This is a genomic window from Streptomyces sp. NPDC051064, assembly GCF_044455985.1.
Lineage (GTDB): Bacteria > Actinomycetota > Actinomycetes > Streptomycetales > Streptomycetaceae > Streptomyces.
In genome coordinates, this window is sequence record NZ_JBITFK010000007.1 from 76724 (window position 1) to 90112 (window position 13389).

Consider the following 13389-nt stretch of genomic DNA (forward strand, 5'->3'; position numbering starts at 1 on the left):
CCCGCCTCTCCGCCCCGGGATTGCGCCCTGGCCCCGCCCCGCGTCAGCCTCCCGCGCTTCCGGCACCGGCGGGCCGGCCGTCCAGCAGGCCGACCGAGCGCCCGAGCTCGTGAACGGCGTGCCGGAAGAGCCTTTCGCGTGCCTCGACCACGCGGTTGAACTGACCGAAGAGTTCGAAGGAGATCAGCCCGAAGAGCTGCGCCCACGCGGCCACCAGGGCCACCACGACGGCCGGCGGCAAGTCCTCGGCCAGGTCGGCCGCCATCCGTGCGCCCTCGGTGCGCAGTCCGGCATCCTGCGGGGGGGCGGCAAGGCCCTCGGCGAGGTAGGCGTCGCGTACGAGGCCGATCAGGACCTGGCCCACGCGGGAGGCGGGACCCACGGTGTCCTGCGGGGCGGTGTAGCCGGGGACCGGCGAGCCGAAGATCAGCGCGTACTCATGGGGGTGGGCCAGAGCCCAGTCGCGTACGGCGCAGCCGACCGCCAGCCAGCGGGCCGGGTGGGGGACGGCCGGGGCGCCTGCCTTGCCGCGCGCCGCCGTCTCCGCGGCTTCTCCCACCGCGTCGTAGGCGTCGACGATGAGCGCCGTCAGCAGGTCGTCGCGGCTGGGGAAGTAGCGGTAGAGCGCGGAGGACACCATGCCGAGCTCGCGGGCGACGGCACGCAGGGAGAGCTTCGCGGCGCCTTCGGCGGCGAGCTGTCTCCTGGCCTCGTCCTTGATCGCCGCGGTGATTTCGATGCGGGCGCGTTCTCGGGCTCCTCGAATGGTGCTCATGACTTCAGTCTGCCACGCGATCGGAGCACTGAACATAAATGAGAGCAATGCTCTTGCTTTGGCGCACCGCACTCGTGCACACTGATCTCAAGCGAGAGCACCGCTCTCTCACGACACTCGATGGCAGGAGCCACCCATGTCGCAGCAGCCGTACTACCTCCAGGCCAACGCCTTCGCCCAGCGGATGAACGGTGTCGTCGGCTGGCTCGCACGGCACGGCGTCAGCCTCCTCGGCTCCGCCGAGATGTCGGTACGAGGCCGTAAGAGCGGCCGGATGCAGCGCATCCCCGTCAACCCCCACCACCACGACGGGGTCCAGTACCTCGTCTCCGCCCGCGGCCACTCCCAGTGGGTGCGCAACATGCGCGTGGCCGGAGGCGGAGAGCTGAAGGTCGGCCGGAAGGTCCGTGCCTTCACCGCCGTGGAGATCCCGGACGACGAGCAGAAGGTGCGGATCGTCCGCGCCTATCTGAAGCGCTGGGGCTGGGAGGTCAACCAGTACTTCCAGGGCATCACGGCGAAGTCGAGCGACGCCGAGCTCCTGGCCGCCTGCCCCGACCACCCGGTCTTCCGGATCACGGTCGAGAGCTGACTCCGCCCGACCCCTGGCGGTCCATCACATGCATCGCCCGCTGTGCCATCGGATGCGTGCGGACCAGCTCGGCCAGTGACGTCGTCCCCCGGGTGACCCCCGCGAACGCGTTCCAGGCAGGACGGAAGCCCGTCAGCACCGCGTGCAGGATCCCCGGGCGCCGCTCGAACAGCCTGAGCATGCGGCGTCCGACGCTCATCTCCACACCCAGCCCCGCCTTGATCGCGAAGGCATAGTTGAGCGCCTGCCGGCGGGCGTCGACCGCGTCGTGCGACTCCGCGATCCGCACGGCCCATTCGCCCGCGAGCCGCCCGGACCGCAGTGCGAAGGAGATGCCCTCCCTGGTCCAGGGTTCCAGCAGCCCCGCCGCGTCGCCGCAGACCACGACCCTCCCGCGGGAAAGCGGCGAGTCGTCGCTACGGCACCGGGTCAGATGTCCGGAGGAGACCGTGGGCTCGAACCCGGCGAGGCCCAGTCGCCCGACGAAGTCCTCCAGATAGCGCTTGGTCCCCGCACCGTCGCCGCGCGCCGAGATGACGCCGACGGTCAGCGTGTCGCCCTTGGGGAAGACCCAGCCGTAACTCCCGGGCATCGGGCCCCAGTCGATGAGCACCCGGCCCGCCCAGTCCTCGGCGACCGTCTCCGGGACGGGGATCTCCACCTCGAGCCCGAGGTCCACCTGGTCGAGCTTCACGCCGACATGAGCGCCTATGCGGCCGGCACTGCCGTCCGCGCCGACGACGGCCCGGGCGAGCACCGTCTCCCCGCCGGCCAGCACGACGGCGACCGTGCGCCGGTCGGGCACGGCCGCACCGTGCTGCTCCACCCGCGTCACCGCCACGCCCGTGCGCAGCTCGGCACCGGCCTTCTGGGCCTCCTCCACCAGGCCGGCGTCGAACTCCGGCCGGTTGATCAGCCCGAAGAGCATCCGCTTGGACCTGCGGGTGCGCGACAGCTTCCCGTTGAGCGAGAAGGTGACCGCGTGGATCCGGTCCTTCAGGGGGAGTTCGAACCCGGGGGGCAGGGAGTCCCGCGAGTACCCGATGATTCCACCGCCGCACGTCTTGTAGCGGGGGATCTCCGCCTTCTCCAGCAACAGCACCCGACGGCCTGCGACGGCCGCCGCGTACGCCGCGGAAGCTCCGGCCGGGCCCGCGCCGACCACGACGACGTCCCATACCGAGGACTCCTGCGGTACCGACGACGTCTCATCCGGCTCACGTCCGGCGTCTGCGTTCTCGCTGCTCACGATGTGCTTCTGCTCCTGATCCGACCAGTGGCCCCAGCTGCTCACGGCATCCTACGGCGCGTCGCGGCCGAACTCCGCTGTGGGAGGATCAGCCATGAATGCGTTGTACACGCGTCGCCGCGTCCACGGCGTCGACCCCGGCCGCGTACACACCGCGCCATAGTCCTAACGTCGCACCCACGAGGAGCGTGCCCATGACCGCCCGTCCGATTTCAGAGACCGTCGCCTCGCTGATGCCCCGCGCGAAAGCGGAGCTCGCCGAGCTGGTGGCCTTCCGGTCGGTGGCGGACCCCGCCCAGTTCCCCCGGAGCGAGTGCGAGGCGGCGGCCGGCTGGGTCGCGGACGCGCTGCGCGCCGAGGGCTTCCAGGACGTCGCGCTGCTCGACACCCCCGACGGAACCCAGTCGGTGTACGGCTACCTGCCGGGCCCGCCCGGCTCGCCCACGGTGCTGCTCTACGCGCACTACGACGTGCAGCCGCCGCTGGACGAGTCGGCCTGGCTCTCCCCGCCGTTCGAGCTGACCGAGCGCGACGGCCGCTGGTTCGGCCGGGGTACCGCGGACTGCAAGGGCGGCTTCATCATGCACCTGCTCGCGGTGCGCGCCCTCATGGCGAACGGCGGCGTCCCGGTGTCCGTCAAGGTGATCGCGGAGGGCTCGGAGGAGCAGGGCACGGGCGGCCTCGAACGGTACGCCGAGGCGCACCCGGAGCTGCTGGCCGCCGACTCGATCGTCATCGGTGACGCGGGCAACTTCCGCGTCGGGCTGCCCACCGTCACCGCGACGCTGCGCGGTATGACCATGCTGCGGGTGCGGCTGGACACCCTCGAAGGGAACCTGCACTCCGGGCAGTTCGGCGGCGCGGCACCGGACGCGCTGGCCGCGATGATCCAGCTGCTGGCGTCCCTGCGGGCCGAGGACGGCACGACCACGGTCGACGGACTCACGGCCGACGCGGAGTGGGACGGACTGCAGTACCCGGAGAGCGAGTTCCGCGACGACGCCAAGGTGCTCGACGGCGTGGGGCTCATCGGCACGGGTACGGTCGCCGACCGCATCTGGGCGCGGCCCGCGGTGACCGTCATCGGCATCGACTGCCCGCCGGTGGTCGGAGCCACTCCGTCGCTCCAGGCGAGCGCCCGGGCGCAGATCAGCCTGCGGGTGCCGCCGGGCCACGACGCCTCCGAGGCGACGAAGCTGCTGACCGCCCACCTCGAGTCGCACGCCCCCTGGGGAGCACGCGTCTCCGTCGAACAGGTCGGCCAGGGGCAGCCGTTCCGCGCCGACGTCACCAGCCCCGCCTACGCGTCGATGGCCGAGGCCATGCGGCTCGCCTACCCGGGTGAGGAGATGCAGGCCTCCGGCATGGGGGGCTCCATCCCGCTCTGCAACACCCTGGCCGCGCTGTACCCCCAGGCGGAGATCCTGCTCATCGGGCTGAGCGAGCCCGAGGCCCAGATCCACGCGGTGAACGAGAGCGTGTCCCCCGCTGAGCTGGAGCGGCTCTCGGTCGCCGAGGCGCTGTTCCTGCGGAACTACGCGGAGTCCAGGAACGGCTGAGGGCCGTGCCCGCCCCCGGTACGCGCTGGGCGAAGTCGCCCGGAGCAGAACTCCGGGCGGCGGGCCGCCCGCCATCCCTCCGCCCGGCCGTCGCCTGCTTCGGCCACGGTGACCCGCTCACCACCGACGCGGCGTCCGTCCTGCTGGCCGCCGCACGGTGAACGGCAGCCAGCAGGACACTATCGGCCGCCCACGGGCACTCCGGCCTCCAGATTCAGCACGGTGGACCGCTCGCGGGCGCGCAGTGCCCAGCGGAGCCTCTCGAAGCGGGTCGGCGGGAGCAGACCGGCCGCCTCCTCCTCGGTGACGAACCGCCAGCCGCGCAGTTCCGAACCCGGCAGCAGCAGCCGCGCGGCGTCCTCGCCCCGCAGCCGGCCGCCGTCGAACAGGAAGCGCAGTCCTCCGTACGCTGGCGGCTTGGGCGCCTCCCAGTCGATCACCAGAAGCCCCGGCACTGTGTCCAGGTGAAGCCCCAGCTCCTCGGCGACCTCTCGTATCCCGGCCTGGGCCGGAGCCTCTCCGGGTTCCACCACACCGCCGGGGAACTCCCAGCCGGGCTTGTAGGTGGGGTCGACGAGCAGCACCCGGTCCTGCTCGTCGAAGAGCAGCACCCCGGACGCGACGGTCTCCGCACGCGGTTCGGGGGTCTGGACTATGCCGCATTCCCTGGCTTCGCCGGTGCGCAGCGCTTCGGCTATCCGCTCGGCCGTCTCGTACGGGGTGAGGGCGCTGGTGTCGATGGTGTGGGCGTCGGCGGTGATCCATCCGAGGGCCGCCCTGTAGGGCTCGATGTGCTCGTAGGCCCATTGCCGGACGCGCTCGCTGTGCTCGGGATCGTCGGCGAATTCCTCGCGCTGGGCGATCCGGCTCCGCAGGATCGTTTCCTCAGGTGAGAGCAGTACATGACACACCGGTATGCGTCGGGAGGCGAGCCCGCCGAATATCTCGTCGCGGTACTCCTGCCTCAGCAGTGTCATCGGCACGACCAGCACCCCGGAGAGTTCCGCGAGAAGCGCGGCGGCCGTGTCGACCACCAGGCGCCGCCATATCGGCAGGTCCTGGAAGTCGGTCACTTCGGCGAGCTTCTTCTGGGGCAGTAGCCGACGCAGTCCCCCGCCGATCAGCCCGGGGTCGTAGAAGGTGCTGTTCGGGATCAGATCGATCAGTTCGCACGCGGCGCTGGTCTTGCCCGCACTGAACGCACCGTTGATCCAGACGACAATCACTAGCACTCCAGGGTGGGAAAGCCGCTGGACAGCGGCGGAGCGGGTTTCGCGGGATTATCTGGGAGACGGATGGGAAATGGGGATGTCCACAGCCCGGCTCCCACCACCTCCTTCTCCCAGACTCCCTGGAGATACCCAACGATCCGCTCTTCCATCGCGAGCGTCACCTCGCTGTACGTACCCTCCACACCGGGCAGCTCATGCCCCGTGCGGCCCTCCACCGCCACGCGCGGGATATCGCCCGGCTCGCCTAAGACCGTGTCCTACATGGTCAGTTTGAGGAACCGCTTATAGCAGCAGAGAGCGGCTGCCAGTCCGAGAAAGGCCAGGTAGTTGGCTGGTTTTCGTTCGTAGCGGTGGTTGAGTCGGCGGTAGCCGGTGAGCCAGGACATGGTGCGTTCGATGCCCCATCGGCGTCGGCCGAGCCGATCGCTGGAGTCGATGCCTTTGCGGGCGATGCGGACACCGATGTGCTTGCCCCATAACCATCGTCGCAGGTGGGGGATGTCGTATGCCTTGTCGGCGTGGAGGCGCACGGGCTTGGATTCGGCCTTGTGGGATTCGTGTCCCATGTGGAAATGGGACAGCATCGGCTTCAGGGCCTGGCTGTCGTGGGTGTTGGCCGCGGAGAGTCCGACGCGTAGGAGCAGTCCGTCCGCGTCGGACAGGACGTGCATCTTGGAACCCGGCTTGCCCCGGTCCACGGGGCTCGGACCTGCAAGTTCGCCCCTTTTTTAGCGCGGACGTGCGCGGAGTCCAGGACCGCCCGGGGCAGGTCGATCAAGCCCTGTTCGTCCAGGAGCTGGAGAATCTTCTGATGCGGCCGGCCCCACACCCCGGCTCTCGACCAGATGACGAACCGGCGGTGCACAGTCGACTTCGACGCCCCGAAACACGGCGGCAACGCCCGCCAGGCGCACCCGCTGACCAGCACGTAGATGATCGCCGCGAAGACCGCCTCATCATCGATGTTCGCGACCCCGCCGCCCTGCGGCCGCACCTTCGACGGCGGGATCAGCGGCTCCGCGATCCCCCACAACCCGTCCGGAACAATCCAACTCCACGCACCCCGCCCCATACGCAGACCAACGAGCGGCCTCCACATAGGACACAATCTTAGTGGTCATGAGTGGTGCACTTTCGTTCCGTACCGGTCCCCGGTCCGTCCAGGGCCAGCGGAGGGCTTTAGGAACAGAAGTCCGCGATGGTGTCGGTGAGGATGCTGGTGAGGCGGTCCAGCGAGGCGAGGTCGACGTACTCGGTGGCCGCGTGGGCGCCTTCGCCGTCGACGCCGAAGAGCAGGCATGCCGGCACGGTCCAGCAGGGCGCAGTCGGTCCAGAAGGGCTCGGCGTGGACCACGGGCGGGTGGCCGAGGGACGTTTCCGCGTGGCGGGCGAGGGTGCGCACGATCGCGGCCTCTCGGTCGGCCTCGAACGGTTCGCGGTGCAGGCCCCGGGTCAGCCGGTAGCCGAAGTCTGGGACCGTGGCGGCAAGTTGATCGAGGACAGAGACCAGCTCCGACTCGACGGTGTCGGCGTTCTCACCCGGAACGGTGCGGCGCTCCAGGGTGATGCGGCAGTGCGCCGGGTAGGTGGAAGGCTCCTCGCCACCGGTGATGACGGAGGCGTGCACGGTGCCTTTGCCCAGGAGCGGGTGCCCCGGGCCCTCGGAGAGGCGCTGTCCGAGTTGCTCCAGGGCGACGAGGAAGTGCCCGGCCTTGGCGATGGCGTCGACGCCGAGGTCGGGACGGGAGCCGTGGGCGGCGCGGCCGTCGATCTCCACGCCGAACCAGACGAAGCCCTTGTGCGCGAGGGTGACTTCGAGGTGGCTCGGCTCGGTGACGATGGCCGCGTCGGCCGTGAAGGACTCCAGGACTTCCTCGGTGCCCGAGCTGCTGTGCTCCTCGTCGGCGACGCAGGCGAGGATGAGGTCGCCGCGCAGGGGACCGTGGGCGGTGGCGCGGGCGGCGGCGACCATCATGGCCGCGATGCCGCCCTTCATGTCGAAGGTGCCGCGTCGGTACATCCTGCCGTCGCGCATCTGCGGGTCGAGCGGGTCGCCGTCGTAGTCGGCGAGACTGACGGTGTCAAGGTGGCCATTGAGCATGAGGGAACGGCCGCCGCCGGTGCCACGGGCGATCGCGACGAGCGAGGGCCGGCCCGGGCACTTCTCCAGGCGGTGGACCTCGAAGCCGCGGGCGGCCAGCCAATGGCCGCAGAAATCGGCGATGACGGTCTCACCGGCCCCTCCGGGAACCAGGCCCGGGTTGACGGAGTCGATGGAGACCAGCCGGGCCAGCAGGCCGGCGGGGTCGGAATCCAGGGGATCGGCAGCCACTGGAGTTGAGGCAGTCTCAGGGAGCACGAGGGCCTTCCGTGATCTGATGCCGCCCGGGAGATCCGGGACGGCGTGGTGGAAGCCGCACGTTCGGGCGGTGCTTGCCGAGCACCGTGCCCCAGTCGCATCCCACCGGTCCAGCGGAGTTTTCCGAGCATTAACCATCGGAAAAACCGATCGGTCGGCGAGCTGTCCCCCCGTACGCGGGCATGCCGATGCTGGGGAGGGCCTGGTGGCTCTCCCCAGCATCGGCTGTGGGCTCTGTCTCGGGCATCTGGGTGTGTGCTGGGGGCGCCGCAGGGTCATGGTCAGTGCAAAACCGCACTCCGCAGCGGAAGTTGACCGCGCGCTCGACACCGTCGCGGTCACCGGCCGGTTCGTTGAAGGGCGCCGGCAACACACTGGCTGCGCTGAAGTCGACACGCGCTGCCCGGCCAGACGGCGCCCCGATCTAGGTGATTTGGACAACCTGTCCGCCCGCAAAGACGCTGACATCCGTTGCTGGGCCAGGAAGAGCAAGGTCGAGCTGTGCTTCACCCCGGCCTATGCATCCTGTGCGAACCCGATCGAAGCCCACTTCGGACCGCTGTGAAAGTTCACCCTCGCCAACTCCCACCACCCCAACCGCACCGTCCAGACACGGGCCCTGCACGCCTACCTGCGCTGGCGCAATGCCAACGCCCTCCACCGTGACGTCCTGGCCACCGAACGACGTGAACGCGCCCGTATCCGCAGCGAGAAGACCAAGCCGTCAGCTTGCGGCGACGGCCCTGCCGCATGGGGCGCGCGCCCGCGTCGGGGGAAACGCTCACGGGAGCCGCTCTGGCATTCCGGCCACGTCGCGACGACGCAGTCCTCGGTGACAGAGCACTCCTGCTTAGGCGCTCCGCGCGATACAGGTGTTGCCGCCTCATCCTCAGGTCACCTGGAGAGGACATCCTGGGTGAGGAAGAGCGGCATCGAGTCCTCCCACTGGCTGTCGGTCAGCATCTTCTTGTCGGAACCGTCCGCCTTCATGCTGAAGATCTGGCCGTAAGGCTGGAACGTGTCGTCGTAGAGCGCCGCTTCCTCCCGGAAGCCGTACATGCCGCTGCTGTACAGGACGCGGCCGTCGTAGGTCCAAACGGCATGTCCGTCGTTGGCGCCACTGCTCGTCAGTATCTTCAGGGCGCTTCCATCGGGCTTGATGGTGCACACGTCGAAGTTGGTGGGGCTCGTCTTCCGGGTGAAGAGGATGAGCTTTCCGTCCCAGGACCAGTCGGGCAGGTTGTCGGACTCGGTGGTGAGGACGGTCGTCTCGCCGGTCTCAAGGTCGAGGATGCGCAAGCCCATCTCCTCACCCCACACGCGGTAGACGATCCGCTTGCCGTCCTGCGAATAGCTCGGGAAGCGGCGTTGACCGTGCCGTCCGTGAGCACCTGCTGGGCAGAGCCGTCGCTGCGCACCCGTACGAGCACCGCTCCGCTCGTCGCACGTGTCTGGAACCAGCCGCCCACGCCGAACGCGATCCATTTGCCATCATGCGACCAGGCGGGCCGGAACGCGCCGGCCAGCCCCTTCGCGACCATCGCGGGGTCGAGGCCGGACGTGGCACTGTCGAAGACGACCTTCTGGTCCGAACCGTCCGCGCGCATGGTGACGATCGAGGCTGACGCGGTGGTCGCGGGCGAGGGCCGCAAAGGAGCGGCCTTCGAGGTACGCGGTGCGTACGTCGTCGGTCGTCGCGGCCGCGACGGCGGGGCGGCGTCCGCCCTTGCTGCCCTTGGCCTCGGCGGCGCGCAGTCCGTCGTAGGTCAGCTCGCGCTGGAGGTGGCGTTGGAGTTCGCCGGCGGCGGCGAGGGTCTGCACCATGAACTTCACGGTGGACAGCAGCTCGCCGGTTCGGGGGTGGCGGGCGGTGAGGTCCATGGCGGAGAACGCGCCGTCGTGGATGCGCAGGGCAAGGCGGTCGCGGTGGAGGACGTCGAGCACGTCGAGGATGTGCTGGTTGCCGCGCACGAGGCGGAACATCTCGGAGATGTGCACGGTGTCGCCCGGCCGCGCGTACTTCAGCAGCTCGCCGAACTTCGGGCGCTGGAGCGGGTGGAGGCGGCTTGAGGTGCCCGGGTCGTCCTCGAAGACGACCGGGTCCTCGATGCCGGCCTCGTCCAGGACGAGGTCCTGCCGGGCGGTGGACTGCTGGTCCGTCGAGACCCGCTTGTAGACCAGGTTCGCCATCAGGGGCCCCCTCTGTACGGAGGATCGGACCCTATCTGTCGTCAAACCCTGTCAGCAATTACCATCGGATCTGATTGGATTCGCACCGCCACGAACCCCCGGATTGCACGGGTTCATTGGACGGCCGGGCCCCCTGTCGCCAAACGATCGTTTTCTGATGCCAGTCGTACGCATCGAGGCGACCACCTCGGGTACCGGCGGTTTGGCGAGGGGGGAGCCCAATGCAGTGGCGGCGTAGGTAGAAGGCGCTGATCGTCAGACCGATGGCCGTTCGGGAGGCATGCAGGTCTTGTGCGATCCGCGGGGTGAGGACCCCGATGGCAGAGCGCGGCATCACCGTGACCGTTGCGGTCAGCGCGGCAGCGACGATGCCCTGCCAGCATCTGGTGCGCGAATCCACGGGCGGCGCGCGAGCGCTGTCGTCACTGGTCATCACCAGTGGGGCGGGCGTCCAGGGGGCGCCAGGCGGGGCCGCTGTCGTTCTGCCGGACCTGCCCGAAGACCGCGTCGGCGAAGTGGCCGCCGAAGCCGATCGTGTCGGGCTCTTTCAGTTCGACGACGAGACGGCGGCGGTGATCGGCGGCCCCCACGGGGTCGTGATCGAAGGCGGAGGACCATTCAGGGTGGTCAACCTGGATCGGCGAGTGCAGGGAATCGCCGAAGGCGATCAGTCGCTGCCCGCCCGAAGTGATGACGTACTCGGCGTGCCCGGCCGTGTGGCCTGCGGATATCCGCACGTGCACGCCCGGGAAGATCTCCTGTCCGTCCACCACGGGACGCACCAGCGGCGCCAGGGCTGTGACCTCTGCGGTCATGCCCTGCTCCTCCAGCAGGTCGCGCTGGGCCCATTCTGGCGCGGACACCAGGTAGTCGGCATGGGCGAATGCGGGCCGGTCACCGCCTGGGGCGGGATGCCAGGCCCAGCCCAGATGGTCGGGGTGGAGGTGGGTGAATGCGATTGCCTCGACCGTTTCCGACCCACGGCCGAGCTGGGCCAGGCTCTCCAGTAGCGCGCCCCCGTGAATGACGCCGCGCGGGCCGTCCGGAGCCGCGGGGAGCCTCTGCGGTCCGAAGCCCGCATCGATCAGCAGGGCGCGGTCGCCGTGCTCCACCAGCAGGGCGCCGATGCTTGCCACGAGATGGCCCGAGACGTCCAGAAGCTCCGGGTGGGCGGCCCACACCTCATCGGTGGTGTCCGGGAACAGGGCCCGTGGCCGGAGCCGTACATCGCCGTCCGGTACGTACGAGACCTTCGTGTCGCCCAGTTGCAGCGAGCGGATTCCTGCCGGCCTACGCAACCGGTCGGTGCGGTCGAGTGCAGAGTTCGCCATGGTTCTTCCTCTTCTGGTGCGGCGTCAGGTCGTCGCCGTGCGTCTCGGCGACGGCATCACCATATGCATCAAGCTCGAATCATTCAAGCTCTAATTATTCTGACTTGATGGACTTGCTAGGGTGGGGTCATGACGACGCCTCCGGATCCGCACGCCATCGCCGAGCGGGAGATCTGCGGCCTGGTGGACGCACTGGCCCGGCAGATCGCCGATCACGTACGCGTTCGTGCTGTCGCGCTCGACCTGACCCCGGCCCAGGCCACTGCGCTGCGGGAGATGACCGGGCCCATGACTATGCGAGAGCTCGCCGAACGCATGAGCTGCGAGCCCTCCAATGCCACCTTCGTCATCGACAAGCTCGAGAAGCTCGGCCTGGTCGAGCGCCGCGCCCACCCCACCGACCGCCGCGCAAAGCACCTCATCCTCACCGCGGAGGGCGCGGCCCTCCGTGAACGGCTCCTCGAACTCCTCGCCCAGGACTCACCGCTGGGCGGACTCACATCTGAGCAACAGCGCGCCCTCCAGGACCTGTTGGAACAAGCCGTCATCCGCCCATGAGCCAAGGCCTCGGAATCCCGGCTCGGACACCAGGGGGTAACCGACCTGCTGGCATCCGGGGCGAATTGGATGTTTAGGTTCGTTGAGGAGACGAACAAGGACGTTGCCCGTTGGAAGCGCTACTTCGCCCCGGGGCGAGGGCGCTGCGGGACTCGGCGGACCTTACGACCTGTTTGCAGGGCCTCGCAGCCCGGGAGGTAGCGGGCCTCACCGCCGACCTGGTGGCGAAGCGCGCCACGCCATGAACATTTGTTGGGCCACCGTCGGTACACGGCCCCGGTGCGTCAGCCGGAAGTCGCCCCCGCGGCCTGCCGTGCTGCGTAACGGCGGGCCTTGGCCCGGTTCCCGCACGCCCGCATCGAGCACCAGCGGCGGCTGCGGTTCTTCGAGGAGTCCCAGAAAACCCAGGCGCAGGCATGCTCGGAGCAGCGCTTCAGGCGTGCCGCCTGGCCGGTGACGGACAACTCGCTCCAGGCGATCGCCAGCGCCCCGAGGGCCTTCTCGGTCGCGGAGAGATGCAGGGCCGGGGTGAGGACGCCGGGGGAGTCGGCTCCAACGGTGACCACGACGGGCAGTTCGCGCAGCGCCTCGGTCGCCGCGAGCTGCAGCGCCTGGTCGGGGGCGTCTCCCACGTGGACACCCAACTCCTCGCGAATACCCGCCCGCAGCCGCAGGCACAGGACGTGTTCCCGTGCCCCGACGCGCTCGCTACCCCGCAGGAGCCCCTGCTCCCGCAGCCATGCGTCGAGCCTGCGGGCAGTATCCAGGTCGTCGGTGCCGTCCTCGACATCGACAGTGTTGGCGAACGCCTGGACCAGCTGGGCCGATGCCGGCGCGTCAGGCAGGCAGCGGCGGGGCCCGAGGGCCCTGGCTGCGTTCCTGCCGGGACGGTGCGTCAGACGGTGGGGAGCCGGTCCACCAGCAGCTCCACCCTCGGCTCGGTCTCCTCGGGCGGCAGCCGTCCCGACCGGGTCAGGGTCGCCACCCCGTGCAAGGACGCCCAGAACACCTCGGTGAACAGCCCCGGGTGGATGCCGTCCCCGGCGACTTCGCCGAGGCTCTCCATCAGGGCGGCGAAGGCGTCCTTGAGGGGTTCCGGGGTGTCCTCCTGTGCGTACGCGAGACCGCCGTCGAGCTGGAAGATGGCGTCGTAGACCGCCGGGTTGCGTGCGGCGAAGTCGAGGTAGGCGCGGGCGAGGGCGTACACCCGGGCGCGCGGGCCGTCCGCGGCGGACGTCGCGGCACGCACCGCCGCGGCCATCTCGGTGGCGCCCTGGAGGGCGACGGCCCCGATGATCTCGCGTTTGCCGCGGAAGTGGCTGTAGAGGACGGGCTGGCTGTACTCGATGCGCTCGGCGAGACGGCGGGTGGTGACCGCGTCCCAGCCCTGCTGCTCGGCGAGTTCGCGGGCCGTCGCCACGATGAGGCGCTCGCGCTCCGCCCGTTCCCGCTGCTTGCGTTCCTGTACCGACATGATTCGATCCTAGCACCGCTAGACAATGGAGCGGCAGTAGCGCTAGCGTAGCCTCACCAGCTAGCAACGC

At 69.6% G+C, this 13389-nt stretch carries 14 protein-coding genes and 1 pseudogene; 5 read left to right on the forward strand and 10 right to left on the reverse strand.

Annotated features, from left to right (window positions below; genetic code table 11):
* Window positions 1-43: 43 nt before the first annotated feature.
* On the reverse strand, window positions 44-775 hold the full coding sequence (locus tag ACIBCU_RS24750; RefSeq protein ID WP_399234042.1) for a TetR/AcrR family transcriptional regulator: 732 nt from the start codon (window positions 773-775) through the stop codon (window positions 44-46).
* Between the two features lie 136 nt (window positions 776-911).
* Here ACIBCU_RS24750 and ACIBCU_RS24755 point away from each other — a divergent pair, with 136 nt between their 5' ends.
* Window positions 912-1367 carry a nitroreductase/quinone reductase family protein gene (locus ACIBCU_RS24755; protein ID WP_362929810.1) on the forward strand — a complete coding sequence of 152 codons (456 nt, stop codon included), beginning with the start codon at window positions 912-914 and terminating at the stop codon, window positions 1365-1367.
* Here the strand turns inward: ACIBCU_RS24755 and ACIBCU_RS24760 are convergent.
* Complete coding sequence (locus tag ACIBCU_RS24760; RefSeq protein WP_362929912.1) at window positions 1351-2616, reverse strand: geranylgeranyl reductase family protein; 1266 nt, start codon at window positions 2614-2616, stop codon at window positions 1351-1353. The genes ACIBCU_RS24755 and ACIBCU_RS24760 overlap by 17 nt on opposite strands.
* 194 nt (window positions 2617-2810) lie before the next feature.
* Between ACIBCU_RS24760 and ACIBCU_RS24765 the strand changes: the two genes are divergently transcribed.
* Both ACIBCU_RS24765 and ACIBCU_RS24770 read left to right on the forward strand, forming a co-directional pair.
* Window positions 2811-4175, forward strand: coding sequence for a dipeptidase (locus ACIBCU_RS24765; RefSeq protein WP_399234045.1), 1365 nt, complete (start codon window positions 2811-2813; stop codon window positions 4173-4175).
* A gap of 5 nt (window positions 4176-4180) precedes the next feature.
* Window positions 4181-4336, forward strand: a complete 156-nt coding sequence (locus tag ACIBCU_RS24770; RefSeq protein WP_362929814.1) for a hypothetical protein — start codon at window positions 4181-4183, stop codon at window positions 4334-4336.
* A gap of 18 nt (window positions 4337-4354) precedes the next feature.
* Here ACIBCU_RS24770 and ACIBCU_RS24775 read toward each other — a convergent pair whose 3' ends face one another.
* The 3 genes from ACIBCU_RS24775 to ACIBCU_RS24785 all read right to left on the reverse strand — a co-directional run bounded on the left by ACIBCU_RS24775 (window position 4355) and on the right by ACIBCU_RS24785 (window position 7739).
* A complete protein-coding gene (locus ACIBCU_RS24775) occupies window positions 4355-5398 on the reverse strand; it encodes an NUDIX hydrolase (protein WP_362929914.1) in 1044 nt (347 codons plus the stop codon).
* 266 nt (window positions 5399-5664) lie between these two features.
* A protein-coding gene (locus tag ACIBCU_RS24780; RefSeq protein ID WP_399234551.1) for an IS5 family transposase occupies window positions 5665-6479 on the reverse strand; the annotation gives its coding sequence in 2 pieces (ribosomal slippage) (window positions 5665-6131 and window positions 6131-6479; 816 coding nt in all).
* Between the two features lie 45 nt (window positions 6480-6524).
* Window positions 6525-7739 carry a M20/M25/M40 family metallo-hydrolase gene (locus tag ACIBCU_RS24785; RefSeq protein ID WP_399234048.1) on the reverse strand — a complete coding sequence of 405 codons (1215 nt, stop codon included), beginning with the start codon at window positions 7737-7739 and terminating at the stop codon, window positions 6525-6527.
* Window positions 7740-8122: 383 nt separating this feature from the next.
* On the opposite strand from ACIBCU_RS24785, the pseudogene ACIBCU_RS24790 reads away from it, so the two are divergent.
* Window positions 8123-8532 (forward strand): annotated as a pseudogene (locus ACIBCU_RS24790) (IS630 family transposase); the annotation flags it as partial.
* A 128-nt stretch (window positions 8533-8660) separates the two neighbouring features.
* Here ACIBCU_RS24790 and ACIBCU_RS24795 read toward each other — a convergent pair.
* The 3 genes from ACIBCU_RS24795 to ACIBCU_RS24805 form a co-directional block, all read right to left on the reverse strand.
* Window positions 8661-9065, reverse strand: a complete 405-nt coding sequence (locus ACIBCU_RS24795; RefSeq protein ID WP_399234050.1) for a TolB family protein — start codon at window positions 9063-9065, stop codon at window positions 8661-8663.
* Between the two features lie 192 nt (window positions 9066-9257).
* On the reverse strand, window positions 9258-9956 hold the full coding sequence (locus ACIBCU_RS24800) for a recombinase family protein (protein ID WP_399234052.1): 699 nt from the start codon (window positions 9954-9956) through the stop codon (window positions 9258-9260).
* A 422-nt stretch (window positions 9957-10378) separates the two neighbouring features.
* Entirely contained in the window at window positions 10379-11287 is a 909-nt protein-coding gene (locus ACIBCU_RS24805; RefSeq protein WP_399234054.1) for an MBL fold metallo-hydrolase, read from the reverse strand.
* A 129-nt stretch (window positions 11288-11416) separates the two neighbouring features.
* On the opposite strand from ACIBCU_RS24805, the gene ACIBCU_RS24810 reads away from it, so the two are divergent.
* Window positions 11417-11845, forward strand: coding sequence for a MarR family winged helix-turn-helix transcriptional regulator (locus ACIBCU_RS24810; protein ID WP_399234056.1), 429 nt, complete (start codon window positions 11417-11419; stop codon window positions 11843-11845).
* Between the two features lie 284 nt (window positions 11846-12129).
* Here ACIBCU_RS24810 and ACIBCU_RS24815 read toward each other — a convergent pair whose 3' ends face one another.
* Complete coding sequence (locus ACIBCU_RS24815) at window positions 12130-12690, reverse strand: CGNR zinc finger domain-containing protein (RefSeq protein WP_393904656.1); 561 nt, start codon at window positions 12688-12690, stop codon at window positions 12130-12132.
* Between the two features lie 50 nt (window positions 12691-12740).
* Entirely contained in the window at window positions 12741-13319 is a 579-nt protein-coding gene (locus tag ACIBCU_RS24820; protein ID WP_393904488.1) for a TetR/AcrR family transcriptional regulator, read from the reverse strand.
* Between the last annotated feature and the right edge of the window lie 70 nt (window positions 13320-13389).